The organism is Azospirillum lipoferum (genome assembly GCF_024170005.1).
In the GTDB taxonomy this organism is placed as follows: Bacteria; Pseudomonadota; Alphaproteobacteria; order Azospirillales; family Azospirillaceae; genus Azospirillum; species Azospirillum lipoferum.
This window is the reverse complement of sequence record NZ_JALJXJ010000015.1, coordinates 101,367-126,032: the sequence shown is the minus strand read 5'-3', so window position 1 is coordinate 126,032 and position 24,666 is coordinate 101,367. Positions and strand designations below refer to the sequence as shown.

Annotated in this window: 26 protein-coding genes; 5 read left to right on the top strand and 21 right to left on the bottom strand. The window is 65.2% G+C overall.

Translation table 11 applies throughout. The features are described 5' to 3' along the window. Positions 1–593: 593 nt before the first annotated feature. On the top strand, positions 594–920 hold the full coding sequence (locus tag J2848_RS36205) for a DUF6626 family protein (protein ID WP_366520492.1): 327 nt from the start codon (positions 594–596) through the stop codon (positions 918–920). 12 nt (positions 921–932) lie between these two features. On the opposite strand, the gene J2848_RS28410 is transcribed toward J2848_RS36205, so the two are convergent. Continuing rightward, on the bottom strand, positions 933–1,127 hold the full coding sequence (locus J2848_RS28410; RefSeq protein WP_149233926.1) for a hypothetical protein: 195 nt from the start codon (positions 1,125–1,127) through the stop codon (positions 933–935). On the opposite strand from J2848_RS28410, the gene J2848_RS36200 reads away from it, so the two are divergent. The 3 genes from J2848_RS36200 (at position 1,049) to J2848_RS28395 (ending at position 2,959) form a co-directional block, all read left to right on the top strand. Continuing rightward, a complete protein-coding gene (locus J2848_RS36200) occupies positions 1,049–1,783 on the top strand; it encodes a DUF6641 family protein (protein ID WP_366520491.1) in 735 nt (244 codons plus the stop codon). The two genes, J2848_RS28410 and J2848_RS36200, sit on opposite strands and share 79 nt — an antisense overlap. After that, positions 1,780–2,121, top strand: coding sequence for a DUF3768 domain-containing protein (locus J2848_RS28400; RefSeq protein WP_246194193.1), 342 nt, complete (start codon positions 1,780–1,782; stop codon positions 2,119–2,121). Before J2848_RS36200 ends, J2848_RS28400 begins: the two co-directional genes overlap by 4 nt. Positions 2,122–2,695: 574 nt before the next feature. Beyond that, complete coding sequence (locus J2848_RS28395; protein WP_170307190.1) at positions 2,696–2,959, top strand: hypothetical protein; 264 nt, start codon at positions 2,696–2,698, stop codon at positions 2,957–2,959. 446 nt (positions 2,960–3,405) lie between these two features. Here the strand turns inward: J2848_RS28395 and J2848_RS28390 are convergent, their stop codons facing one another. The 3 genes from J2848_RS28390 to J2848_RS28380 all read right to left on the bottom strand — a co-directional run bounded on the left by J2848_RS28390 (position 3,406) and on the right by J2848_RS28380 (position 5,135). Beyond that, on the bottom strand, positions 3,406–3,813 hold the full coding sequence (locus J2848_RS28390) for a 3TM-type holin (protein ID WP_149233929.1): 408 nt from the start codon (positions 3,811–3,813) through the stop codon (positions 3,406–3,408). Between the two features lie 109 nt (positions 3,814–3,922). Then, complete coding sequence (locus J2848_RS28385; protein WP_149233930.1) at positions 3,923–4,267, bottom strand: hypothetical protein; 345 nt, start codon at positions 4,265–4,267, stop codon at positions 3,923–3,925. A 307-nt stretch (positions 4,268–4,574) separates the two neighbouring features. After that, the gene (locus tag J2848_RS28380) at positions 4,575–5,135 is read right to left on the bottom strand and encodes a glycoside hydrolase family 108 protein (RefSeq protein WP_149233931.1); all 561 of its coding nucleotides are present in this window, start codon (positions 5,133–5,135) and stop codon (positions 4,575–4,577) included. A 141-nt stretch (positions 5,136–5,276) separates the two neighbouring features. On the opposite strand from J2848_RS28380, the gene J2848_RS28375 reads away from it, so the two are divergent. Then, positions 5,277–6,092, top strand: a complete 816-nt coding sequence (locus tag J2848_RS28375) for an FkbM family methyltransferase (protein WP_149233932.1) — start codon at positions 5,277–5,279, stop codon at positions 6,090–6,092. A 130-nt stretch (positions 6,093–6,222) separates the two neighbouring features. Here the strand turns inward: J2848_RS28375 and J2848_RS28370 are convergent, their stop codons facing one another. From J2848_RS28370 to J2848_RS28290, 17 genes are all read right to left on the bottom strand, one after another. Beyond that, positions 6,223–6,552 carry a hypothetical protein gene (locus tag J2848_RS28370; RefSeq protein WP_149233933.1) on the bottom strand — a complete coding sequence of 110 codons (330 nt, stop codon included), beginning with the start codon at positions 6,550–6,552 and terminating at the stop codon, positions 6,223–6,225. A gap of 11 nt (positions 6,553–6,563) precedes the next feature. Further along, entirely contained in the window at positions 6,564–8,756 is a 2,193-nt protein-coding gene (locus tag J2848_RS28365) for a hypothetical protein (RefSeq protein WP_149233934.1), read from the bottom strand. Beyond that, positions 8,756–9,619 (bottom strand): hypothetical protein, encoded by an 864-nt coding sequence (locus J2848_RS28360; RefSeq protein WP_149233935.1) that lies wholly within the window; start codon positions 9,617–9,619, stop codon positions 8,756–8,758. Before J2848_RS28360 ends, J2848_RS28365 begins: the two co-directional genes overlap by 1 nt. Continuing rightward, the gene (locus J2848_RS28355) at positions 9,616–11,130 is read right to left on the bottom strand and encodes a hypothetical protein (protein WP_149233936.1); all 1,515 of its coding nucleotides are present in this window, start codon (positions 11,128–11,130) and stop codon (positions 9,616–9,618) included. The genes J2848_RS28360 and J2848_RS28355 overlap by 4 nt, the downstream gene beginning before the upstream one ends. Positions 11,131–11,134: 4 nt before the next feature. After that, positions 11,135–15,586, bottom strand: coding sequence for an ATP-binding protein (locus J2848_RS28350; RefSeq protein WP_149233937.1), 4,452 nt, complete (start codon positions 15,584–15,586; stop codon positions 11,135–11,137). 12 nt (positions 15,587–15,598) lie between these two features. Then, positions 15,599–17,674, bottom strand: coding sequence for a tape measure protein (locus J2848_RS28345; RefSeq protein WP_149233938.1), 2,076 nt, complete (start codon positions 17,672–17,674; stop codon positions 15,599–15,601). Between the two features lie 317 nt (positions 17,675–17,991). Further along, positions 17,992–18,348, bottom strand: coding sequence for a hypothetical protein (locus J2848_RS28340; protein ID WP_149233939.1), 357 nt, complete (start codon positions 18,346–18,348; stop codon positions 17,992–17,994). A gap of 101 nt (positions 18,349–18,449) precedes the next feature. Then, a complete protein-coding gene (locus J2848_RS28335; RefSeq protein WP_149233940.1) occupies positions 18,450–18,926 on the bottom strand; it encodes a hypothetical protein in 477 nt (158 codons plus the stop codon). Between the two features lie 73 nt (positions 18,927–18,999). Further along, complete coding sequence (locus J2848_RS28330) at positions 19,000–19,392, bottom strand: DUF3168 domain-containing protein (protein WP_149233941.1); 393 nt, start codon at positions 19,390–19,392, stop codon at positions 19,000–19,002. Beyond that, entirely contained in the window at positions 19,389–19,838 is a 450-nt protein-coding gene (locus tag J2848_RS28325) for an HK97-gp10 family putative phage morphogenesis protein (protein WP_149233942.1), read from the bottom strand. Before J2848_RS28325 ends, J2848_RS28330 begins: the two co-directional genes overlap by 4 nt. Beyond that, a complete protein-coding gene (locus J2848_RS28320) occupies positions 19,838–20,170 on the bottom strand; it encodes a phage head closure protein (RefSeq protein ID WP_149233943.1) in 333 nt (110 codons plus the stop codon). The genes J2848_RS28325 and J2848_RS28320 overlap by 1 nt, the downstream gene beginning before the upstream one ends. Continuing rightward, positions 20,167–20,475 (bottom strand): head-tail connector protein, encoded by a 309-nt coding sequence (locus J2848_RS28315; RefSeq protein ID WP_149233944.1) that lies wholly within the window; start codon positions 20,473–20,475, stop codon positions 20,167–20,169. The genes J2848_RS28320 and J2848_RS28315 overlap by 4 nt, the downstream gene beginning before the upstream one ends. A gap of 23 nt (positions 20,476–20,498) precedes the next feature. Further along, positions 20,499–20,846, bottom strand: a complete 348-nt coding sequence (locus J2848_RS28310; protein ID WP_149233945.1) for a hypothetical protein — start codon at positions 20,844–20,846, stop codon at positions 20,499–20,501. A gap of 2 nt (positions 20,847–20,848) precedes the next feature. After that, positions 20,849–21,277 carry a hypothetical protein gene (locus J2848_RS28305; protein WP_149233946.1) on the bottom strand — a complete coding sequence of 143 codons (429 nt, stop codon included), beginning with the start codon at positions 21,275–21,277 and terminating at the stop codon, positions 20,849–20,851. 57 nt (positions 21,278–21,334) lie between these two features. Continuing rightward, the gene (locus tag J2848_RS28300) at positions 21,335–22,600 is read right to left on the bottom strand and encodes a phage major capsid protein (RefSeq protein WP_149233947.1); all 1,266 of its coding nucleotides are present in this window, start codon (positions 22,598–22,600) and stop codon (positions 21,335–21,337) included. A gap of 10 nt (positions 22,601–22,610) precedes the next feature. Beyond that, positions 22,611–23,447 carry a head maturation protease, ClpP-related gene (locus tag J2848_RS28295; protein WP_149233948.1) on the bottom strand — a complete coding sequence of 279 codons (837 nt, stop codon included), beginning with the start codon at positions 23,445–23,447 and terminating at the stop codon, positions 22,611–22,613. Continuing rightward, on the bottom strand, positions 23,434–24,663 hold the full coding sequence (locus J2848_RS28290; protein ID WP_149233949.1) for a phage portal protein: 1,230 nt from the start codon (positions 24,661–24,663) through the stop codon (positions 23,434–23,436). The genes J2848_RS28295 and J2848_RS28290 overlap by 14 nt, the downstream gene beginning before the upstream one ends. Positions 24,664–24,666 lie beyond the last annotated feature (3 nt).

The window sequence follows — 24,666 nt, the reverse complement described above, 5'->3', positions numbered from 1 at the left end:
GGACAGAGCACATTCCCCCCTGTGATAGCCGTTCACTTGAAGTGAAGCACATGTGTGCTTGCGGGTATCACAGGGGGGAATTGTTCGTTCTGCGTATAAAGCCGTCATCGCCCCTTCCGTCGAGGTGTTTACAGCAGGCGGAAACCCGATTTCCTGCCATCCTCTCATTCCCTGGCTCGCGCCAGTTTCGGTGCCATACGCCGACCCGGAAGGTGACCGTCGTATAGGTGGTGGTTGTGGTCTCGTCACAGAGCCACCGTCTTTTTCTAGCTGCCTCCCTGACGCATTTCCGAATGCCTATGGGTTTGTTCAGCCGTGTCCTACTTGCGGGGCCGTTACCAGCCACCTTATACCGCCGACCGCCCTGGATAGGTTGGTGCCATTACAGGGGTTACTTTGCGGTGCCCTCCTGGTGGGCTGGCCTACACTCCACTCGGCCTTCGCGGGTTTGTTTTAAAATGCTTCTACTCCCCGAAGGGATCTTTGCCCGCAGCGGACACTACACCGCCATACAATCCAGGTATGTGCTTTTCGATAAGTATTTATGCGCCGCGCAGAGCGGTGCTCGACGTAAAATTACATAAAGGTGAGAAATGTTGGGCGATATATACAATTTCCTTTTGTCTAATTGCTTTTGCTCATCCCAGGTTGAATTTAGCCGTGTATGGCTCGGCTCCAGCAGTCGCTATTACAGCAATCTTCTTGCTACTGGTCGCACCCCTAGCATACAGGTGCTGACGAGCCTTGCGCTTCGGTTGGAGCGGCTCTCTGCCACGTTGGCGGAACGCAACCCGTATTCAGCGATAGCTGCCCGCCTACGGGATTGTGCAGACGCCGTGTGGATCGACATTGACCAGCGTAGTCTTTGCCGCTTGCCACGTCGCCGCACAGTGCGTTCCGCCTCCGTGCTTGCGCAGTAGCAGCCTTGACGATCAGTCGCACTGGTTGCGCTTCTGGCGCGCTTGGCGTGCTAATTCAATGTCGGCGGCACATCGATGTTGGATGAGGCGAACGCGAGTCTTAAGGTTCTTCATGTCTTCCTCAGGCAATGGCTTGGTTCCTGGCTGGGTTTGGATTGGTAGATCAGCATCGATGCGTTGGATATCGTCGATATACGTCTTGTCCATATTTTATCTCCTCGTTGGACATGCAAGCTACTACACGAGTAGCAGGTGTATTTATCTCGTACAACGAACAGCCCTTCACTTTAGATGATGTCAGCGTCGAGAAATTTAATGAAGGGGACTCAACCTCTGGCATTGAGTGGTGCTACCGGGGCGTTACCATACGAAAGTCGAACGTATGGAGAACGCTAATGAGCATTCTGGAAAGCTTGACCCTCACGAACATCGCCAAGCAGCGCGAAGCCAGCCCAGAAGGGATTGCCCGTCGCAAGCTGCTCGACGCACTTGCGCTTCAGATCGAGGCCGCGACGGCGACGATCAAAGGCGAGGTGTTCATCCGCCGTGTCGGCCGGTGGGTGGAGGTCGATGGCACGAAGGAACGTCGCGACGTGCCGGTGCGGTTCCGCCCCTGGTGGTGGAAGGACGAGGCTGGAACATTTCACCTCCAGATCCACTATGGCAACCAGCCGCTCGAACTTAGGCCCGGCAAGTCGGTCATCACCGTGGGCACGATGGATCGTCTGGTGCCGGTGCTGGAACAGGTCGGTCAGGCTGTCACAGCAGGGGAACTCGACAAGGTGATTGCCGGCGCGGTCGCGAGCCGTCAGCGGGTGCTGAAGAAGCCGATGACGGCCAAAGCCGGAAAGACCGTGCAATGACCGACAAGGCGATGGGGCGTGCGGCGGAAATCGCACGCCTCAACGACCATCTGCGCCGCACCTTCGAGGGTGGCCGGGTGGTCATCACTGCTGGCATCACGGCGCTCGATCCCCTGCACGTCAGTCTCATCCTGGCAGGGGTTCGCACCTTCAACGCCTTCACGGTGGATAACGATCCGCATGGCGAACATGACTGTGCGACGATGATGGTGCGGGAAACGCGGATCATGTGGAAGATCGACTACTACGACCCTACCATGACCTACCTGTCCTCCGATGCCGCCGATCCCAGCTTGACCGTGCGAGTGCTGACGATCATGCTGTCAGGCGATCATTAGGTATTTCTGAGCTCTCCTCTAGCATTGTGCTGCGTTGATTGGCCTCAACCCTGAACCAGATCTACGCAATGCCTAAGTGTGTCGCTTAAGAAGGGAAGCGAATCGTTGTGGGGCGCAGAACCCCACTCATTAGTAATAAGTCTCGACGAATTGTCGCACTGCAACTCACAGCTATGCATGGCGGAGCTAGAAGGGTAAAATCACCGCTCGCGTACCTAACCCCGTTTCACTACAGGTGTGTCTTGGCGGATGATGATATCACGCAGGTAGTGGAAACCAATCCACTTGATACCCCTCAAGTGCGCTCCCCAAATCAGCCCCACGAAAAGGGAGAGCTCGGAGAACACGTGGCTGCGGTCGCTATTCAAAAGGCCTTTCCGGGATACCGGCTTGTGCCATCAAAAGCAGACGGCATAACCGGCCCTGATCAAGTATGGGTGTCCGACGATCCAACAAAGCCAGTGTTAATTATTGAAGTCAAAACGATAGACGGTTCATCCATGACAAATAATCCGACACGATATCTAAAGAAGACTAAAAGCGGTCGACAAGGAAGTCAAGAGTATGTTGAGAAATGGGCGCACAACGTTATAAATGGAAGGAAGGCGCAATGAAAAAACCAAAAACCCCCAGAGAAACTGCACTTCTCATAAAAAATACTCCAGACTCTAAAATAAAGCGCATTATTGTCACCGTTGATCCAAAAGATGGTATGGTAAAAATGTCTGTTCTGAATAAGGATGCTACCAATACAATTGGTATGCCAGATCAGCTACTTAAAGGCCCTGGATCTGCAGAGTTCATAAAACGAATTTTTGAAAATACTAGAGCTAAATGAGTTTTCATTTTTCTGCTAGTTAGCTCTCCCATCCAAATCTTCGAGATAACTCGCTAATTTTTGGCAAGGTTCAGGACCCGTCATAGAGCAACCAACCCAAAGAAGGATAATATACCTAAGGCGGTAGCATTAGCACAATGCTAGCACATAACGCAGCGTAATCATTCAGAATCAACAGCTTAAGCTACGCTGTTTGCAACTGAAAATCCCCGTGTCGGCGGTTCGACTCCGTCCCTGGGCACCATCTTCCCTCCTTTAAGATCAGCGGGTTGGTTGGTGCAGGCGAAGCCACTCGGGCTTTTACGCCTGTTTTGCTGTGTCTGCTCTAACCCGCAGAAATCCTAGCCCGCCCGAACGCGCCCGCATGGGCCTGTGGCGGATGTTGTGGCGAGCCTTGTGGCGGATGTGGCGACAGGCCGTCCCGCATCGAGACGCCCTTTGCCGTGTCAACGCGCCACCCCCTTGACCTTCTCGAAGGTTCGGTATCCAGCCAACCCCAGCATCGGCACCAGCAGGCCCATCAGCGTGTCGGTGTCGATCTGCGGCATGGGCGTGCCGGGTGACCAGATGGACAGGCCCCACCCCATCAGCGGATAGCCGACGGTCTGGACCAGCAGGCCCAGGACGCAGACCCAGCCGACAGCCGGCCGCCAGCCCGAGACGAAAACGGACGGGTTGGTCGCCTCTGCGGCGTTCACCTGGAGCTGCGCCGCGTCGCCAGCCTGGAGCATGCCCACCAACTTGGCGTTGGCTTCGGCTGCCGCCTTAGCCTTGGCGTCCGGATCGGGAATACGGTCGATCAGGTCGGAGATGAGGGGGGTTAACGCGGTGATGAGCGGGATAGCTACGGCCATGTTAGTTGCCCCTCCTTCTGGCAAAGAAAAGGCCCGCCGGGAAGGGCGGGCCGTGAAAGGGAGCCCCAGGCCGGAGCGATCCGGACCAGAGGTCAGGTGGCGCAAGGGGTTAAGCGGAGTAGAGATCGTAGGTCACATGGATACCGCCACCTGCCGGCGTACCTTCGGGGCGCAGCCACAGCCCCTTACCGGGCGGAAGCTCAATCGAATAGGGAATGACCATTCCCGAAGCCTGCGGCGCGTAGTGGCTGGAGAGAACTGACGTGCCAGTTCCGATGGCACCGGGTGCTGAGGTGCCGGTGATAAGATAGACCACCCCCGCGCCGTACAAATTCAAGACTGCTGTACGAACGATCGCACCAGCAATATTGGCAGACGGGCTAATGATTTCCAGAGAAGTATTGTTAGAGGCGACATTGTTGAAAGAGAAATGACCAGCTTTCACGGCGTTCATTGCCTTACCTCCCAGTTGAAAACGATAAGAAGGAGAATAAGCCCAAAAAAATGAAAATTTATGATTTTATGCATTGATTTTGCGGATTTTTTGTGATCCGGAATTGAAAATGGAGCAGGCGGTTTGTGGTGGTAGGATGCGTTTCTGCGAAGCGGTTCGGCCGTTTAGTGGCGGGGGAGCATTTGCTCAGCACGTTCACGTCGCAGCCCATGACCGCCGGACGACCGGGCAAATACCGCAACCGGCTCGCCGATCCTGCCCTGGCAGCGGGTACGGAATACAGAGGGGGTGGCGTCCTACCCGGTGGTCACACCTCTATGAACTCGGCCAGCCGGTTGAGCCACCCGGCAGCATTTAGCGCGTCGTCTTCGGTCCGTCCGCGCTTGCGGGCGTCTCCGGTGATGATCTGACCATAGAACCGCATGCGGCTTGCGAAGACGGAGCGCCACAACTCGGCCGCATCGGCGCCGTTGACCGCCGCCAGCGTCTTAGGGCCGACAGCGCCGTCCACCTTCAGCAGCGGCCGACCGGCAACGTCGTTGACAGCGTCCTGGAGCCATGTGGACGCGCGCCCGGTTCCGTGGTTCACGCCGCTGTCGATCACCAGGGCGCGCAGGACGTCGTCGGTGATGCTGGCGAAGCCCGGCTCCTCGATGTAGCGGACGCGGTAGATCGCCCGCACCTCGGCCTCGTCCAGGGCGGCGACATCGGCCGCTATGACCGGGCGCTTCCTCCAGCTGGTCAGCGTCTCCAGCGTGATGCCGCCCTTCGTCGGGCCGCCGCGGTCGCTGGACCGGTCGGTGTAGCGTGGCCATCCCTCCCGGCGGAGGATGGTGTCGATGATGGTTTCGGTGGTGAGCGTCACCATGGTTCAGATCCTCCGCGCATGAAAAAGGCCGCTCGCGGCGGCCGGGCAGGTGGAGTGTTGTCGCAGGGCTACGGGGCACTACCGCGCGGCTGGAAAGTACGGTAGTTGTCCCTATAAGATCATTCTCTTGAGGGATCGCTCATGACCGCCGAGGCATTGCTAAAAATTGTCGCAACGCATATATCGGGAAACTTAGGAGATGCTCAACAAGAGTACAAGAAATATCTAAAATCTTTTCCTGGAGATCCAATTGCTACCGCCCTTTTTGCTCTTGTAAATGGCCAATCAGTATTTACCAGAATGTCGAAGCACATGGCATTAGCGATCCTTCAGAACGGGGGGTTCAATCCCGCCACTGTCTTTGACGTTGGAGCACAGTTCGGAACACCACCGCTCATTAATGTTTTCCCTCACGCACATCATGTGATGTTTGAGCCTGTTGCTGAATGCGAGCATGCTCTTCAGTCCTTGTGCGCAAAGCTCAAAAGCGCCGAATACCATATGGCTGCGGTTACTGCTCAAAGCGGCCCAATAAATCTGTGGATATCGAAGAACCGTCTTTACTCGACGATTGGAGATAACCCACATGAAGAGGGAGAGGTGTACCGAACAGTAAACGGCATATCCCTCAACGACATCCGCTCAAACTCGAACTTCAAAGGCCCGTATTTGGTGAAAGTTGATGTTGACGGCGCGGAGATTGAAGTTTTGAAAGGGGCGACATCTCTCATAACAAAAGAGTCGGTTTTTGTGGTAGAGGCCACACTCCTGGATGAAAATCCGAGATTTTCAAAGATTATCAATTTTTTCGAACCATTTGATTTCATCCCATACGACGTGGTCGACTTCTTGTATCGCCCCGCAGACAGCGGGCTATGGCAAGTGGATCTTATTCTTGTTCACAAAGACAGCCCCTACCGTGCACTCAAGACCTGGAACCGCCCGTCTGCTGTATAAAATGACCCCCTCATTTATTATAAGGTTATCGAGCGACCGATCTTGCGAAGGTCGCCCGCGTCTTCCTTCCAGGCATGAAAAAGGCGCCTCGCGGGCGCCGGATCAGTCAGGAGTTGGAGTGTTGTCGCGGCTATTCAGCGAGAGGCATTTCGCTGATCTGCGCCTCCAGCTGGGCTACGCGTGCCAGGGCGGCGTCGCGCGCGACCATGGCCGCATCCCGTTCGGCGTCGGCGGCGGCCTTTGCCGTGAGGGCGTCGATCTGCACCTGGGTCAGCATGGCGCTCAGCGGGAAGCCGGCGGCGGTGTCCAGCGTCAGCGGTTCGGCCGGCCCAAGGGTCTCGCCGATCTTGGTACCGTCATCGTCAAGGATGACGTAGCGATGTTGGACGTGCGCGCCGGACAGCTGTCCGGTCTGGTCCCAGCGCACCAGAAATTCATAGGGGTACTTTTGGGTCTGCATGTTGATGCTCCTCAGGAAACGGTGGTGCCGTCAGCCCAAATCCAGGCACTGCCGGTCGACCATGCCGGCCGGTTGCCGCGGTCGGAGATGGCGATGTTCTGCTGCGCGGGCGATGCGCTCGGCAGCGTTGCGAAGGTGTAGGCACGCAGGCACAGATGGCTGCTTGCGTTCACGATGGTGGTGCCGTTGTTGCGGTGGGTCATCGTGCCGTCGCCGCTGATCCGCAGCCGCTCAACCGGCGATCCGCCGCCGGTGGCAGTGGTGCCAAAGACCAGCATGCCCGGCATGTAGCCGGCCGATGGTGTGCCGTCGATCCAGCCTCGGATATCAGCGGCAGGCATGAAGGTCGTGCCATCGCTGGCGGTAAACCAGATACAACCGCATTCGTCGCCGTTCACCAGGGCGCCATGCGTCCCGATGGCACCGCGGCTGTGCGCGAGGGTCAGCTGGGCGCCGAAGACGCTGGCGGCGTCCCAGCGGCAGGAGCCGATGCCGGTGTTGAAGCCGGTCCCGTGGGTCTGGACCTGCGGCGACTGGCCGCCACCGGCACCGATGGACAGCCCGGTCGTATGCCCCTGGATCAACGCGCCCGCGCTGTCGATCACCGTCCGAACGGCCCCGCCGGTCGCGAGGCCCAGCTTGTCGGAGCCCAACCGGTAAAGACCGGTGTTGGTGTCGGCTGAGAAGGCAACCGCGGGGGCGGATGCGGAGCCATCCGGCAACAGCGCAGGAGCGGCGGCCTGCCAGCCGATGGTGCCGTTCTTGTCGGTGACGCGAGCCACCTGCGACATCGGCGGCAGAGTGCCCGCCACGGTGACGCTGCCCACCGTGCGGATGTCGTGGAGGTGCAGGCCGGAACGGATGGTCGCGGCGTCGACGTAGATGACGGACCCGGTGTTGCCCGTCACGACGAAGGGGCCGACCTCGATGTTGTCGACATAGTCGCCCGTGCCCCAGCCTTTGCACACCTCCACCACGTTGGGCGCCCAGCTCCAGGCCGCAACATCCTGTACCCCGTCGATGATGCCACGCACCTTGACGTTCCGGACGATGTGCCCGCGCGCTGTCGTATCAACGGTCCCGTCCGCCAGCGTCTTGCGCAAGCCAAAGAAGCCGCCCCGCTGGGCGTAGCCGGCGTCCTTGCAGGTGATCGTGACGTCAATGTTCTCCAGCAGGATCGGGGTGTCGGAACGCAACTCGAAATCGACACAGAAGCCGCCGGCCTCGTCCACCGTCCTGTCTTCAGACAGATAGTTGATCCGCACGTTGCGCAGGATGGCCGGCGTGGTGTTCGCCCCCATCTTGCACGAGTGCGATGTGTGGTTCTTGTCGGAGATGTCGAGGTCGATGTCTTCGACGCCGTAGGCGATGAACGACCGCCAGCAGCCGTCACAGCGTACCCGGCCGGTGACGTTGGAACCGGCAGAGGCGAGATTGAGGCCGTAACCGACACCGATGGCTTCGATGTCCACGTCGATGTAGCGGCTGTTGTAGCTCGCCGGGTCGGTCGGATCGCGCCAGATGAATAGGGTGTTGATGCCGCCGGTCTGCTTGAACCGGGAGCGCACATGCTGGCACCCACCAGATGTTGCAGTGCCGTACAGGTAGAAGCTGCGCCATCCGCGCTGGTACTGCTCCGTGCGCGGCTGGACGGCCCCAATGATGTGGCCAATGTCGATGTCGACGAAGTAGCAGCCAGCGAGCCGGATCAGGTCGAAATACTCGGACCCGGTGAAGGTGCGGTCCACCTGGATCGTCGAGCCCGGCATGTCGAAGTGGACGCCCCGGCAATCGGTCAGCGTGGCGAGCGTCGTGAGGGCACCGGAGGTGTAATCGAGCCGGTAGGTAGCGCCGTGTTTACCGACGATGCGTCCACCGCCCATGGCCTGGATGCGGGCGAGGGCCGCGGCGAATGCCGGCCGGTCGTTGGCAATGCCGTTGCCGACGGCACCCATAGCCTCCAGATACACGACGCGGCCGAACAGAGCCGCCAGCGATTGTGCAGTCGTTCCGCCCGTCGGCATCACCGTCACCGCCGAGCCGTCGCCGGCAACGTCCAGCTTCGACGCGCCCAGTTCAGTACGGCGGTCATCCATTTCGGCGATGACGTCATCCCAGAACTGATCCCAGTTCTCGGCATATTTGTATCCATCCTCCCCCGAGAAGTCGGCGAAGGTCCAGTCGGTACCGTTGAACGTCGCCATCAGATCAACTCCTCGGCGGTGATACCCCAGCTGTAACGGCGGGGAATGGTGGCGGTGGTGGTAGTAATGCCGCTGGTGTCGGTCAGGGCGGCGTAGACGGTGCGGCGGAAACGGATGGCGGGAGCGTCGTCAGGGTCGTAGATCAGCAGGAAATCGCCGCTCTTCCCAAGCTGCCGGTCGATCTCGAAGGCGGTCGCCATGGCGTCCCGCTCGGTTATGTGCTCGAAGCTGATCGACAGCTCGCGATAGCGCGGCAGACGGCGCACCAGCCGCCGGCCGCCCCGGGTCCGCCGGGCTTCGCTCGGGTCTGCTGTCCGTACCTTGACGCCAAAGGCCATCGACTGCGTCCACACCTCGCCAGCCATGAAGCGCCCCAGTTGGAGATAGCCGGCCGGGTTGTTGATGTCGGACAGGTAGGTGAAGAGGTAGCGGCCATAGACGGTCGACGGCGCGACGTGCAGGTCGACCAGACCGCCCGGATAGGCAGCGGTGTCGATGCCGTCGAAGGGGAAGGCCCCGAAAGGCTGGGCGCCCCAAACCTCCGTTGGGGTCCGCATCCGCTGCCAGCCGGTGTCATAGACCGGCACATCGCTGTCAGTCGGGCTGTTGGTGACGACGTGCCGGCGGCGAGCCGCCGTGCTGCCGTTGTGGTTCAGCAGCGCGAACATCGACAACGGTGTCAGCCGGCCAAGGTCGATCCGCCACCACGTCGACGACTCGTCCGTGTCGGTTGAGCGGGCCAGCTCCATGACGTCCTGGCTGGTCAGGTTGTCCAGGGCCAGCCCGCCGCTGTCGATCCACGACCCGCCCGTATAGGCCCCGGCATCGGTCGGCTTCTTCCACAGCACATGCAGAGGCTTCATCCCAGCACCGTCAGCTTCATGGTTTCCTCGTCGGCATCCCGTTCGAGTTCGAGCACAAGGCCGTTCCAGCCGGCCGCCAGCCCATATCGGGGATCGGTCAGCGCCACCGTGTGCCCGACCGTCAGACCAGTGGTCAGCGGCACGGTGACGTCGAAGGCCTTGCGCTTGGCGGCATGGAGCGCCAGCCGGCGGTTGCGCTCGGCAATGGCGTCGGCTTCCACGTCGAACAGGGTCTTGCCCTCGTCCTCGGTTGCCAGCAGCGAGGCGGCGGCAGCGGCAGCATCGGCTGCTACCGCCGTCCAGCGGTATTCGGTCTGGAAGGCTTCGACATCGGCCGCCGTGACGTTGACCTGATCCAGATCGGACGCGGTGAAGGTCACGCCGAAGGGGCGGTAGCCCAGCTTCAGCGACTTCATCCGGCGGTCGACGGACCGCGGCGTCAGGTCGATGATGTCCCGTTCACCGAAGGCGAAGTCGGCAGTCGCGGCCGGACCGTCGTAGCGTCCGAGCGACAGCAGCCGATCCTCGCCGAAGCCCCAGTAGGCCCCGACCGAGTCGGCGATCTGGTCGATCACATCCCGGACCTTCGGCACGCTGGAGCCGTCGCACCAGTAGCCCAACACCGCTGGTTGGAGCGTGTTGAAGGTGGTGAAGGAGGCGTCCAGCAGGCTGGCCCCGGTCACCGTCGTCATGCTGGTGACGAGGTGCCGCACCAGATCGGCGAAGCGGTAAATCCAGCCGCCGGAGACCTTCACCCCCTCCGCGTCGATGGTGAAGCGGCCGGCGGGAGCCTGCCCCAGACGGATCAGCCCGGCCGCCTTGGATGTCGCGACGTCGGTGCCGGTCAGCGAGGCCGCCACCAGGGCGTCATAGGACGCGTAATCCCCCACCGCAGCCGGGTAGGCGACACCCTTGTCGCGGGTCGCCAGCAGGGAGCTGAAGCCGGCAGGGTCCACCATGTAGACGTTGTTGGCGGCGTCGATCAGCACCGGTTCGATCTGCCGCCGCCGGCCGATCAGCCAAGGCTTGTAGCGGCCCTTCAGCTCGGCAGTGCCGTCGATCCCGCCGGTTCCACCGAACTGCCCGCGCGAGGCCGGAACATCCAGCAGCACCACCAGGTCGCGAAGCTGGATTTCGATCAGGTCGCCCGGCACCAGCTGTTCGGCCGCCCCGCTGAACAGCACGGCGAAGTCGGACAGCGCCGGCCGCTCCTTCGGCGTGTACAGAATCTCCACCAGCCGGCCGTCCCAGTCCAGATCGGCCAGCCAGTCCAGCCCACCGTCGTCGTTCGCCAGGGTGGCGGACCCGAAGCTGGTCTCGGAGAAGCCTCCCACCGCGGAGCCATCGAACAGGGAGCGGCGGACCTGCAACGGCGTCTCGATCCGGCGCACGAAGTACGTGTTGGACGGCGCGTCGCCCGGTTCGCTGGTGAAGCCGATGTCGGAGAAGAAGAGGGGCCGCACGGCACCCAGGCTGGCGTCGTAGGGCTCGACACGCATCAGGTAGGGCATGGGATCACCCGTTCACGGCGCGGCGCTGACCGACCGGCGCGGCGGAGCGGTCGAGCCGTCTGGCAAGACCGGAGATGGCCGATACCGTCTCGTCGTCGCCGTCCTCGATGGCACCCAGGATGCGTTCCAGCACCGCGACCGCCCGGTCGAGCCGCTGTTCCAACCCGGCGGTGTTGATGACGATGGGCGGGATGCCGGGAGCGCGCAGGGCGGTGACGTTGCCGCCCCAGCGGTCGTTCGCCGCCTGGAAGCGCCGGGCCATCGCCATGCTGGCTTCGTGCGGATAGACCCGCTCGCCGCCGGCCATCTGCACCAGCTCCGGTCCACGCTCGCCCACCCAGGCCAAGCCCGGCAGGGCGGAAGGCGTGCCGACCGCATAGCCGGGAATACCGGCCAGATGCGCCTGCGCCCGCACCGCCGCCTCGAAGGCCGCCTGATGCCCCAGCTTCACCCAGGCGTTCAGCCCGCTGTCGATCCCGCCGTCGTAGCCAGCGGCGCGGACCGCTGCGAGCTGCTGGGCCTGGGTCAGCGCCTCCCAGGCCCGGCCGACCTCATCCGGTGCGCCATAACGGGCACCGCCGGCGATGGCGGTGACGTCGGCGCCGAAGGTGGTGGCGCGCTGGGTCGAAGTGGCCAGCCAGATGTTGAAGGCTTCATCGATGTCCCCGCCCCAGCCCATCGCGCGGGCGATGCCGTGCTGCTGCTCGGCCGACAGGCCGTCCCAGGCCGACTGCACCGCCGCCGGCGCGCTGTAGTGCGGTCGGTTGTCGTTGGTGCCGGTCAGCGCCTTCAGCGGGCCGAGCGCCGCCAGCCACACGGCGTAGCTCTGATCCATCACATCCTTGAGCCCGGTCAGCGCGCCGTACTGTTTCTGGCCCAGGCTGGCCGCATCGGCTCGCTGGCGCTGAAGCTCCTTCAGCGTGGCGTTCGCGGTGTCGAGCTGCTGCTGCGCGGTGTCGACGCCGTCCGACTGGAGGCCGGCGAACTCGGCGAAGACCTGCCGCACCCGGTCGTAATCGCGGGTGTCGGTCGAACCGTAGAAGCCCTTCGCCAACTGGACCAGTGTCGGTCCGAGCTGCTGAAGGGTGGCGAGGGCCGCCGTCTTCTCCGCCTCGCTGGCGGAGGCGTCCTTGGCGGTGGCATACGCCGTCTCGAACTGGCGGCGGGCTTCGGCCAGCCGGTCGCGGGCATTCAGCGGGCTGTTGTCGTTGACGGCGAGCGCATCGTAAGCCTGCCGGAACTGCTTCACCGCCTCGGCCCCGGCCTGGAGGCTTTCGACCAGGGCCTGCTGCGCGGTGATCTGGACATCGTAGGCGGCCAGCACATCGGCCTGGGCAAGCTGGAAGGCTTTGGCTGAACGTTCCGCCGCCTGCACCATGCGCAGCTGGGTGGTGTCGTAGCCGGCAGCCCTGGCCTGGGCGAGTTCCACCGCCTGCTGCTGGTCCAGCGCGATCAGCCCGGCACCGCGGTCGTTGCCGAGCGCGGCGTACATCCGGCTGTTCAGGTCAGCCTGATAAGCCGCCCGCTCCGCGGCCTTCGTCGCCCCCTCGGTCGCCGCTGCCGCGTCGCGCATCCCGACTGCCAGGTCGTGGATGCTGCCGGTGAAGCTGGCCGCGATGATGTCGAGTTGCGATGCATCCAGCCCACCCAGCAGGCTCTTCAGCGAGGCGTCGAAGATCTCGGTCGCGCGCTGGGTAGACAAGCCGACCGCCGTCAGGTTGCGGGCATTGGTGTCGCGCGTCTTCACCAGATCGTTGATGAAGTTGAGATAGTCGCGGCCCAACGCGCTGTTGAGCTGGCGGTTGGCGTCGTCCTGCACGCTCGCCTTGATGCGCGCCCGCGTCTCCGCCTCGATCTGGTCGACGGTGGCGGCCAGGGCCGGGTTGAGCTGCTGATAGGCCTCGCGGATCGCGGCGAACTGACCGGTCAGCGCCGCCATGTCCTGTTCGGTCTGGGTGTAGTCCGGCGGGTTGCGCAGTTGGTCGAGGTAGGCGTTGAGCTGATCGGTGGCGAGCTTCACATACTCGCCGCTCAGGTCCAGCCCCTTCGCCCGCTCCAGCTCGTCCAGCATCGGCTTCAGCGACTCCGTGGTCGCATCCTTGGCCGCCCTGGTGAAGCTGTTCAGCGATTTGTCGAGCGCAGCCAGGGCGGTGGTGCCGGCGTCGATGCCGGACCCCAGCGCGATGTCCTTGGCGGCATCCTCGTAGCTGGTCGCCTTGGTGTTCCGGATCGCCTTGGTGACCGCGGCCCCGGCATTGGACAGCCCGCCCTGTTCCAGCAGGGTGTAGCGCAGCAGGTTGCCCAGGGCGTCGTCGCCCTTGCCGAACTCCCGGTAAGGCACACTGCCACTGACATAGAGTCCCTTGGCCGCGGTCTGGCCGATGCCGAAATCCTGCTTCAGCGTTCCGCCACCGGCCGCCGCCGCGGTGAAGATCGTGCTGAAGGCGGTGCCCAGCTTCTGGGCGTCTTCGATCTTCCCGTCGTTGTCGACCTGGAAGTTGCCCGCCGTGGCGCTCTTGCCCCCGGCGTTGATCGTGATGTCCGCCGATGCGGTGGGACCGACCGTCGCCTTCTGGGTGCCGACCAGCCCCATGATCAGGCCGACGACAGCACCGATCGCGGCGCCGGCCGGGCCGCCGAGAGACGACAGGCCAATGAGGGTGGAGAGATATCCCGCCCCAGCGCCGGCCACAGCACCGACGCCACCGCCCACCACTTTGCTGTTGGTGGCGGTGCCGGCCAGCCCCCCGAGCATGCCGCCCAAGGACCCGGCGCCGGCCGCCCCCAGGACCCCACCCAGCGTCGCGCCACCGCCGGTCATGGATGCGGTGTTGGTGATGGCCTCTGAACCGACGACATCAACGAAGCCGGGGGCGATGCCCGACGACCCCGTCCACAGCGGGGTGTTCATCAAGCCGGACATGCCGCCCGTGATGCCCAGCTTGTCCATCGCCCAACTGCCGCCCTGCGACAGTGCCGTATTGGTCAGGCTGCTGGTCAGGCTGTTGGTGGCGGTGCCCGCCGCGCCGGCAGGCGCCTGGATGCCGAACAGACCCGGTGCGCTCCCAACAACCTGGGTGACGATGGGCAGGACGATGTTGGTTTCCAGGGCGGCAATGGCTATGCGCTTGAAGATGGACTTGAAGACGTCGACCACGCTGGTGGCCTTGCCGGGGTCCATCAGCCGGTCGTACAGCGCTTCCGAGATGTCGCTAGAGATTTCCTTGGCGGTCTGCTGGACCGACTTCAGATAGTCGATCATCGCCCGCTTGTCGGCGATCTGTTCCTGCCACGCCAGCCACTGCCGCGCGCCGTCCTCGCCCAGCTCCGCCACCTTGCGGGCGGCCTCCTGCTGGTTGCGCAGGGTGGTCAAGGCGCGCTCGCGCACCGGCTCCGCCTGCCCCATCAGCTCCAGTTCCCGCTGGGCGAGAACGAGGTTGTCGTTGGCGCTCTGGCGTTCCTGCTGGAGCCGGTTGTTGTCGTTGGCCGCCCGGTTCTTCCGGTAGGCGTCCATCGCAGCGTTCAGCGCCTGCTGGGCTTCGGTGCCGGCGACGGTGGCGTCGGTGCCGAGCTTGCGGATCAGGGCGAGCTTGTATTCCTGCTCCTGCGCCACCCGGACGGCAGCCCCGCCAGCCGCCATCGCCGTGGTCAGGGCGTTGGTGTTCGCCGTCTCCAGTTCCAGCGACCTGACCGTCTCGTTGCGGATCTGCACGATGGCCGCCGCCTCTTCCCGACGGTTGGCGGCCTGCACCGCCAGGACGTTGCCGTTGCCCTTGGCCGCTTCCTGCGCCAGCTTGGTGGCATAGGTCGCCTGCCGCGTCGCCGCCTCGCCCAGGCCCGCCGCCTGGGCCATGACCATCTGGGCATCGGCCGCCAGCAGGATTTCCTTGGCGGCCTGCCCGGCGGCGGCCCCGGCTCCGGCGATGGCAAGGTCATAGGCTTGCTGCGCATTGGCCGCCGCGACCGCCGGGTCTACACCGCGGGCGACCATTTCCGTGACCGACTTCTGCCGCTCCAACTTGGCCGCCAAGGTCGTGTTGCCGGCGGCCTGCGCCGCGGTGATCTGCTTTTCGAGGTCGAGCACCTTGGCGCGGGCGGCGGTGGCGGACTCCACCCGCTTGGTCTCCACCTCCTGCGCCTTGCCCAGCAGGGTCAGGTATTCCGGGCTGACCGTGGTCAGCGGGGCCTTGCCCTCCTTCTCCCGCTGCTGGTTGATCTGCTGCAGGACATTCAGCGCCGAGCGGGCAGCCCCTTCCGCGGCGCCGAGCTGGCCGATCTCCCGGTTCATGTCGGCGATGGCCGACGCGACCGGGTCGATCTTCAGCTTCAGGGCGTCCATGACGCGGGTGACCTGATCGGCACTGGTGCCGAACCCGCGCAGGAAGCCGGCGCCGGCCTGGAGCGCTTGGCTCAGCGCCTGCACCGCCTTCTCGGTCTGCGCCTGCTCGTTGGTCATCAGCCGGCCGGACTAAATCGTCAAACCCGCCTGCTTCAGCGCATCGCCGGTGGCGGTGCTCAACTGCATGAAGGCGCTGGTGCCGCGGGACAGCTTGCTCGCCAGTTCCAGCCCGACCGCATCGCCGGTCTTCTGGCCGATCGACATCAGGCCGTCGAGCACAGCCGCGGTGGCGGCAACCTCCTTGCGGGCGGCGGCGAGCTGGGCCTCCAGCTTCCGCAGCCCGGCATCGCCGCTGCCGAACAGGGTGGAGAACATGCCGGCGGTGCCGCCCGCCTCGGACGGATCGGCCGAGGCGCGCTGTTCCGCGATGAGTGCCTGAAGAGTCGCGACCTTCTTCGCGGCGGCGTCTGCGGCGGCCTGGGCGGCACTCAGTTCGTTGCGCTGCTCCTCCCGCAGCTGGTTGGCCCGTTCGTGCGACGCGCCGGTCAGCTCATCGATGCGGCGGCGACCTTCGGCCAGGGTGCGGTTGTAGGCTTCCTGCGCCTTGTCGGCGTCAGACGTCCGGGTGGCGAGGTAGTAGACCGCAGCCCCGGCCGCCAGGAAGGCCGCACCCCAGGGGCCACCCACCATCGCCAGCAGACCGGTGCCGGCCGCCCTGATCCCACCCCAGGCCGCCGACAGCAGCGAGGCCCGTTGCGCCAATGCCGCGGATGCCGCCTGCGCACCGGTCGCGGCGGCGGTGAGGTGGGCGTCAGCAGCCGCCACCGCCTCCCCCGACGCGGCGGCGGCGAGCTGCGCGTTGCGCAGCCGGGCGAGCGAGGCCGCCTTCGCCGTGTCGGCGGCAATCGACGCCTCGCGGGCCATGATCACGGCGGCCTCGGCATCGCGCTCCGCGGCCAGGGCGCGGTTGAGCACATAGACGTTGGTGGTCAGCGAGGTCTTGGCCTTGGCCTGCAACAGCGAGGCTTCAGCAGCGGCGAGGTTGGATGCAGCCGTGCCGGCCACAGCGGAGCGGGCCGCGAACTCCGCCTCCGCCGATGCCACGGTCGCGGCGGCGGCGGCCTGGGTTCGCTGCGTCATGATCAGCGCCTGGACGGCAGCCAGCTGTTCCGCTTTGGCGGCTTCGAGCGTCGCCGCCGCCTTGGCGTAGAGCGCGACCTTCTGATCGTCGATGGCGCGGGTCAGGCCGGCCATGCCGGCGGGCACCATCCGCACGGTGGCGATGGCGGCCAGGGCGAGGGCCGCCTTGCCCCCGTACGCGGCGACGGTGTCGAGGTTGTCGGCCAGCGCGGTGATGCCGCGGGCGAGTGCCGCGGTGGCGCCGGTCGCCTCGTTGGCCTCGCCCACCATCTTGGTCATGGCGTTGTTCAGCGTCGCCAGCGACCGGCCGACGGTGGGCACCGCGGTCTCGAACTCCGCCTGGATCTTGGGGATCTGGCCGAGGAAGGCCTCGAAGAACTGCTTGTTGCTGACCTTGCCGTCGTTGATGAGCTGCTTCAGGCGCGAGACCGAACCGCCGGCCTCGGTCAACCCGTCGGCGACCGCCTTGGCGATGCGCGGGGCACCGTCCAGAACCGAGTTGTATTCCTCGGCCTGGACGCGGGCCGAGCCGAGCAGCTGGCCGAGCTGCTGCATGGCGCCGGCCGCCGCCTCGGCACTGGTGCCGGAGACGGCGAGCGCCTGGGCGACGCCGCCGGAAAAGCGGGTCAGCTGTTCCTGGCTGGCGCCCAGCTCGCCGGCCGCCTGGGAGGCGCGGGCATAGACGTCGACCACCGACGACAGGCCGACACCGGCCTTCTGGGCGGCGGTGAACAGCCGGTCCTGGGTTTCCTTCAACTGCCCGGCATCGCTCGCCACCAACCGCAGGCGGTTGCCGATCTGCGTCCAGGCCTCGGCATAGTCGAGCGCCTTCGCCGTCATGGCGCCCAGCGTGCCGACGCCGAGGATGGCGGCGAACTGGCCGAAGCGCTGGGCAATCGCCGCGGTGGAACGGTTGACCTGCTCCATCGCCCGATCCATCCGGCTCAACGAGCCGGTGACCGAGCGTTCGGCACGGGACACCGACTGCTCGGCCGACCGCATACCGCGGTCGAGCCCGCCGGTGTCCGCGGTCAGCGAGACGGAAAGGCCTTCGAGATCAGCCATGGGCGGGGTCCGGACAAAGGAAAGGCGCCACGGCGGGGCCGGGCGCCTGTCGGGAGGATCTCAGCTCGTCGGTTTCCGGTAGCGGGGACTGCTCCGGAGGATGGCGAGGAGCCGGTCGGCGGCTTCTTCCTCGGAGGCGGCGGGAGGGGCTTCCTCCTCCGCGGCAGCCCCCCAGGGGTTGGTCTTCTTCAGGAAGTCGACCTTGCCGTCCAGGGCCAGCTCGATCTCCGGGATCGGAGTGTCCCAAAAGACATCCGGTACCCAGCCGAGCCAGCCCGTGGCGTAGCGGAACAGCTGCTCCAGATAGGCGTCGAGGCTCAGTCCTCGCCGTTTCCCTCATCGTCCCCGGACTCGTCGTTGGCGAGCAGGCTGTCCGGCCGCTTGCCGCCGTTCATCAGGATGACGATGAACTCGATCAGCGAGGGCGCCAGATCGCTGATGCCGGCGGTAAAGATCCTGTCGTTCAGCCCCTTGGCCGCCTCGCCGCGGATGCCGGCCCCGGCGGCGATGACGAAGGAGGCGGCGGCGATGTCCTGGCTGGCGAGACGGGGCACGGCGCCCTGCAAACCCTCGAACTGGTTGGAGATCGCCAGGGCGGCGCGCGGGGTCGGCTTCAGGATCACCTTTTCGCCGTCGAGCGTGATGGTGACGTTGCTGGCGGTCAGCTTGGACATGGTCGGGACCTTTCAAAAGAGGGGAAATGCCGGGGTGTCGGGAAGAAGGGCGGGCGCCGCCCCGACAGCAGCGCCCGCCCGCTCTCGCGCGAGAGACCGGGTCAGGTGCCGCGGGCACCCTCGATGATGAAGCCGTCGATGCCGACGTTGATGACCGCCTTCACCACCTGATTGGCGTCACCGAACTGGTTCTTGTAGGAGAAGATCTTCGCCGGATAGCAGAAGCGGGTGGGCTTGGCGCCGACACCGGCCGGCTTGTCGTTCAGCTCGACCTTGACGTTGACGTTCTCGTAGCTGTCCAGCCCTTCGAGCACGTCGCCCTGACCGGCATCGTCCGGGTTGCGGGCGACGGTCAGGGAGAAGGTGCCGTTGTCCAGCGCGCCCTTCAGGCGGTGGACGATGGCCTCGTCGATGGTGGTGTAGGTGACTTCCTGGTACTGGGCGCCGAACTCGCCGACGTCCAGCAGGTTGCCGACCTTCACCCAGGTCAGCGCGTCATACTCGGTGATGGTGTCGCACTCGGTGCCGCTGGTGTCGACGAACACCTTCATCTTGGCGGTGGAAATGGCCTTGGCCATGGGACGCTCCTTTCAGGCATGAAAAAAGCCGCCCATGGGGGCGGCTGACACGCGGCGGTGGGCCGGTGAGGGATCAGGCGCTCAGGCAGAGCGCGCGGAAGCGGAGGACGCCGTGACGGGTCAGGCCGTCCGGCTCGACGAAGAGGGTCTCGAAGGAAAAGCGCAGGGTTGCCAGCTGCTGGCCGTCGACCGGGAGCGGCTGCTGGTGCAGCGCCGTCTTGATCGCGGCCATCAGATGCTTGGCCTCCTTGCGGCCGGCGTAGCGACTCCAGACATGCAGGGTGAGGTCGATCTCCTCCGCCTCGTCATCGCCCAGCATCGGCCAGTCGGTGACGGTGTCCTCGCCGATGACGACATAAGGGAAGGCCTGCCCCTGCGGTACGTCATCCAACACCGGGACAGGGGCGAGCGCCGGCTGGAGGGCAGCGAGAACGGCGACCTGCAACGGCCAGGAGGAAGCGCTCATGCTCCACCCCGCTGACGGGCGGCCCGGGCCAGGGCATCGCGCACCGCGGCACGGATCAGCTTGACGCTGGAGTCGCGATGCCGGCGGTAGGCCGGGAAGAGGAAGGGCTGCGCCGGAGCGCCGGGATGGTGGATCACCCCACCGTCGGGCATCGGGATGTCGTGGGCCGCCGCGCCGAACTCGACGAGATGGATGTGCCGGGCGCGGCGTTTGCCCCAGGAGCCGACGCGGGCGCGCAGGCCGTTGCGGCTGATCTGGAACCGCAGCTTCCGTTTCAGCTCGCCCGTGGCGTAGGGGTGTTCCGGACCGGGAGCTGCGGCCTTGGCGTCGGCGAAGATCGCGGCGCCGCTCTGTGCGACAGCCTCGGCCACCCCCGCCTTGATGTCGATCGGCAGTTTGCGCAGCTTATCGCGCAGCGACCGTCCGCCAGTGACCTTGCTGGGCATCAGAGGGCGACTCCCGCTTCGGCGTCGATGGTCAGGAAGGCTTCCCGCCGGCCGGCATCGGCGATGAAGCGGATGTTGTGGGCCTTGCCCTGCCAGACGATCCGCATGCCGGCGTCGAGACCGTCCCGGTACCGGAGCTTGAAGCGCATCAGGGTGGCAGCCTGGACCTGCCGGGCCTCGGCGCGTTCCCGGCCGGAGACCGGCCAGACCTTGGCCCAGACGGTGGCGACCGGCGTCCAGGCCTCGGCCGATCCACCGCCCTCGTCCTCGACTCGGGTCTTGGCCTCGATCCGGATCCGTTGGTCGAGGTCGCCGGCCCCGGTGGTCTTCATGCGAAGGTGATCCGGCGGTAGCTGCCCAGCAGGCGCTTGAGCGTCGGGTTCTCGGCATAGGTGGCGTCGATCACCGACACCTCGCGGTTGGCATAGAGGTCGCCCAGCACCAGCAGGATCGCAGCCTTGACCGCCGCCGGCACGGCGACCGGGACACCATCGGCATCGGTCCAGGGCACCGGACGGTCGAGGTAGCGCGCGACATCGTCCTCGGCCGCCGCCAGCTTCAACGTGATGTCGGCATCATCGTCGGTGCCATCGACGCGCAGGTGCGCCTTGGCTTCGTCCAAGGTCACGACGGTCATGTCAGCCCTCCATCCAGGTGGGATCAGGGCGGCCCAGCAGGGTTGTGCCCGAGACGCTGAAGGGCGATGCGGACGGCGAAGAGGCCGGAGGAGCCGGTGCGATCCAGCGCCGCCTCCACCCGGTCGACCCTTACCCCCGCATGCTCCTTCTGGCACCACGTCGTCATCGACAGGTCGCCACCCCGCGCCACGCGCTCGGCCATGAAGGCGCCGAGCTGATCGGGATGGAGCGACACCCAATGGTCGAGCCGGCCCTGGTGGAACGCGCCCGCCCGGTTCACCGCCATCACCGGGCCGGGCCAGACGCCCAGCGCGGCGAGGTCGTCCCACAGCGACGCCGCCGAACCGACGATGAGGAGCGGGCGCGTCATGCTCAGACCGGCGGGTTCGGCGTCGGGAACATCCGCGGATGCCCCAGCACGGCGACGGCCGACACGAAGACGTTGCCGCTGTCGTTGCCGCTCGGCGTGACGGTCAGGCGCACGTAGCGCTTGCTGCCGACATAGCCGATCTTCCGGGTTTCGTTGTCGTCGGCGTAAGTCATGCCGGCGAGCGCTTCGGTACCGAGCAGGTCGTCGTCGGCCACCGCGGCGGCGTCCGACAGACCGCTGTCGCTGCCGTGCTCGACCAGCACGGAGAAGGTGGCGTTGGGGTCGGTCAGACCGCCCGACAGGATCACGAAGGTCAGGCTGTCGTAGCCCCGGACGTCGATGATCTGCGACACCAGCGCGGTGTTGTCGGTGACCGCCGCCTGCGGGCTGATCGCCCGCAGGGGATGGATGCTGTTCATCAGGTCGCGCATGAAATGGCCCTCCTTCAGGCCCGGAAGAGGTGCGGCGGCCCGGAGGCCGCCGGGGGATCAGGTGGAGATCTTCATCAGCTTCATGGCTTCGAAGTTCTGCACCCCGCCGCCGGTGCGCTTGGTGGTGTAGAACAGGATGTTCGGCTTGCTGGTGAAGGGGTCGCGCAGCACCCGCACGCCGATGCGGTCCAGGATCAGGTAGCCGCGCTTGAAGTCGCCGAAGGCGATGGGGAAGGCGTTGGCGGCGACGTCTGGCATGTTGTCGTCATCCGCCACCGGGTAGCCCATGAAGGAGGCCGGTTCGCCGGCCAGCGCCGACGGCTGCCACAGGTAGTTGCCCTGCCCGTCCTTGAACTTGCGGATCTTGCCAACCGTGGCGTCGTTCATCAGCCAGGACGCGTTCTGGCGATAGCCGCGCTTCAGCGCATAGATCAGGTCCAGGAAGGCGTCGGACGGGTTGGAAGCGGCGAAGGCCGAGGCATGACCGGAGACGACGAAGCCAAGCTTGCCCCAGGCATAGCTGGCGTCCGCCACCATGTCGTAGGACAGCAGGCCGCGCGGCTCGTTGACGCCGTTGCCGCTGATGTGGGCGGCGCCCTCCTGCTCGGCGAACTCGACCGACACCTCGTCGGCGAGCCATTGCTCGATGTTCATCCCGCTGTCGTCGAGCATGGTCTGGGTGGCGCCCGGCTGGGCGTACAGCTCCTTCATGCCGAATTCCAGACCGATCAGGCGAGGCGTCTCCGTCTCGGGCCGGCCGCTGTTCTCCCCCACCCATCCGCTGGTGGCGCCACCGACATTCACCAGCTTCTTGTAGGTGGCGGCACCGATGGGGCGGACCGTGGCGAGGGAGCGCATCGTCGACATGGTGCCCAGCACCCGGTCGATAGCGCTCTCCATCTGCGTCGGCACGACATAGCCGCCATCCGGGTCGGACTGGGTGGTCAGCTTCGCCTTCACCTCCAGATCGCGCAGGTTGGCCTCGGCGCCCTTGCGGAAGAACTGGTTGAAGGCCTGGGCATGCTCGGCGCGGGCCGGGTCGTTGTCGTTGCCGCCGGTACCGTTCAGCTTCAGGGCGGCGAGCTGGGCGTTGGTCTGGTCCAGCGCCGACTGCAGATCGGTGACGGCGGTGTTGATGCGCTCGACCTTCTCGGCCTTCACCACATCGTCGAAACCCTTCTTGACTTCCTTCAGGCGCTCTTCGTTCTCGGCCTTGAACGTGGCGAAGGCCTGCTGGAGGTTGGCAAGGATGGAATTGGCATCGGCCGCGTCCGCGCGCACCGATGCGATCCCGCGGAACTTGCGGGCGGTCTGCATCTTCATGGTCGTCCTTTCAGGAACGAATGGTTTCGAGAAGCCGCAGGGCTGCGGCGGGATCGAAGCCAGCGCGGAGCGTGGCGGGGGACTCGGCAGCGCCCGGCGTACCGAGGGCTTCACGCATCAGGCGGCGCCGCTCGGATCGCGGCATGCCGTTCTGGGCGAGAAGAGCGTCGAGACGGCGCCGGGCGGACAGCTCGGCCCGCGCAGAAGCGCCGTCGGAAGAAGGAGCGGGGTCGTTGAAGGTGGCGTCGGCGAAGCCTTTGTCGACGGCCTCCGACGCCCGCATGAAGGTCTCGGCGTCCATCATCTTCGCCACCTCCTTCACCGGCTGGCCGGTGCGGGCGGCGTAGATGTCGGCCATGGCGGCGTCGTACTGCTCGAAGACGTCGGCGGCGGCCCGCCAGTCGTGGCGGTTGCCGACCACCGCGCCCCAGGCGTTGTGGATCATCAGGAAGGAGCCGAGCCCCACCTCGATGCGGTCGCCGGCCATGGCGATGATGGAAGCCGCCGAAGCGGCCAGCCCCATCACCTTGACCGTCACCTCGGCCGGGTGCTCGCGCAGCAGGTTGTAGATCGCCAGCCCCTCGAACATGTCGCCGCCGGGGCTGTTGATGCTGACCGTCACCGGCTTGGAGCCGATGGAGCGCAGCGCGCCGGAGATGCGCTTGGCCGTCACCCCCTCGCCGGTCCAGCTGTCCGTGCCGATGATGTCCATGATGCCGATGGTGCCGGGAGCCTCCGCCAGCGCCGCGGTGGCGGCCCAGCGCTCCAGCGCGTCGGACGGCGGGTCCCAATGCAGGCCCTCGGGGCGTTCGAACGCCTGGGCGGCCGGCAGGTTACGGAGCGACATTGCGGGTTTCTCCTGCGCTGATGAGGCCGCCGCCGTCGGGGTGCGCTCCCAGACCGACCGACTCGCGGACCTCGTTGACTTCCATCCATGGCCGCTGGCCGCCGGCACCGAGCGCCCTGGAATAGAATTCGGCCTGATCCTTCAGCGTGCCGCGCAGCAGCTCGGTCTCGTCGAAGTCGGGGAAGAGGGTCCCGCGATCAGCCAGAGGGATGCAGGAGCGGGTGATCGCCTGCTCCCAGGCCTGGAACCACGGCGCCAGGCCGTAGCGGACGAAGAGGATGCTCAACTGCTCGATACCCGAACCCCACGACGTGTCATCCACCCCCATCAGCGGGCGCGGCACGCCGAAGACGCGGGCGATCTCCTCCACCAGCGAGGCGCGGGCTTCGACCAGCTGGGAGTCCTTGGCGGTGTTGGCGAAGGGCTTCGCCTCCATGCCCTCCTCGGTGATGATCCATTTCCCGGCGTTCTCCGGTCCGGCGTGGATCTCGTTCAACGACTCGCGGAGGAACTGCTTGCCTTCGGGCCCGAGCTTGCCGGGGTGCTTCAGGTTGCCGCCGACCATCATGCCGTTGCGGAAGATGCGCTCGGCGGCACGGCCGGACTGGAGTGCGAGCGAGATGGTCTCAGCCGCCTTCTGGACGCGGGACAGACCGGTCAGGCCGTTCAGCGACAGGCCGCGCAGATGCAGGACGTCGCGGGCGGCGTAAGTGCCGATCGAGCCGTCGTCGCGGGTGATCTCATAGCGCACGGACAGGTCCGGCATCTGCCGCACCCGGACCCGGCAGGGGTCGACCGGGATGAACTGCGTGATCTTGGCGCCGGTCCTGACGATGATGGCGTAGGCGTTGCCATGGACCAGCACCCAGGTCTGCATGAGTTGCTTGAACTCGAACGCCGTCTGCCAGCTATTCGGCTGATAGGCGAGCAGGTCGAACAGCGGATGGGCCTCGTTCTTCACGACGGAGCCGGCTTCCCGGCGCATGAGGAAGATCGGCAGCATGCCGATGCTGCTCGACACCAGATCGACACAGCGGAAGACGGCCGAGTTGCGCAGCGCTTCGTCCACCGACACCGTGGTACCGGCCAAGGCTCCCGTGCGCAGGAACTCCAGCAGAGCCGGATCGTCCAGGCCGGTGAAGACCTGTCCGCCGTTGGCCCGGGGCCGCTGGCCACCCTGTGCCCGGCCGCCGCGGAAGAAATCGAACAGGCCCATCGG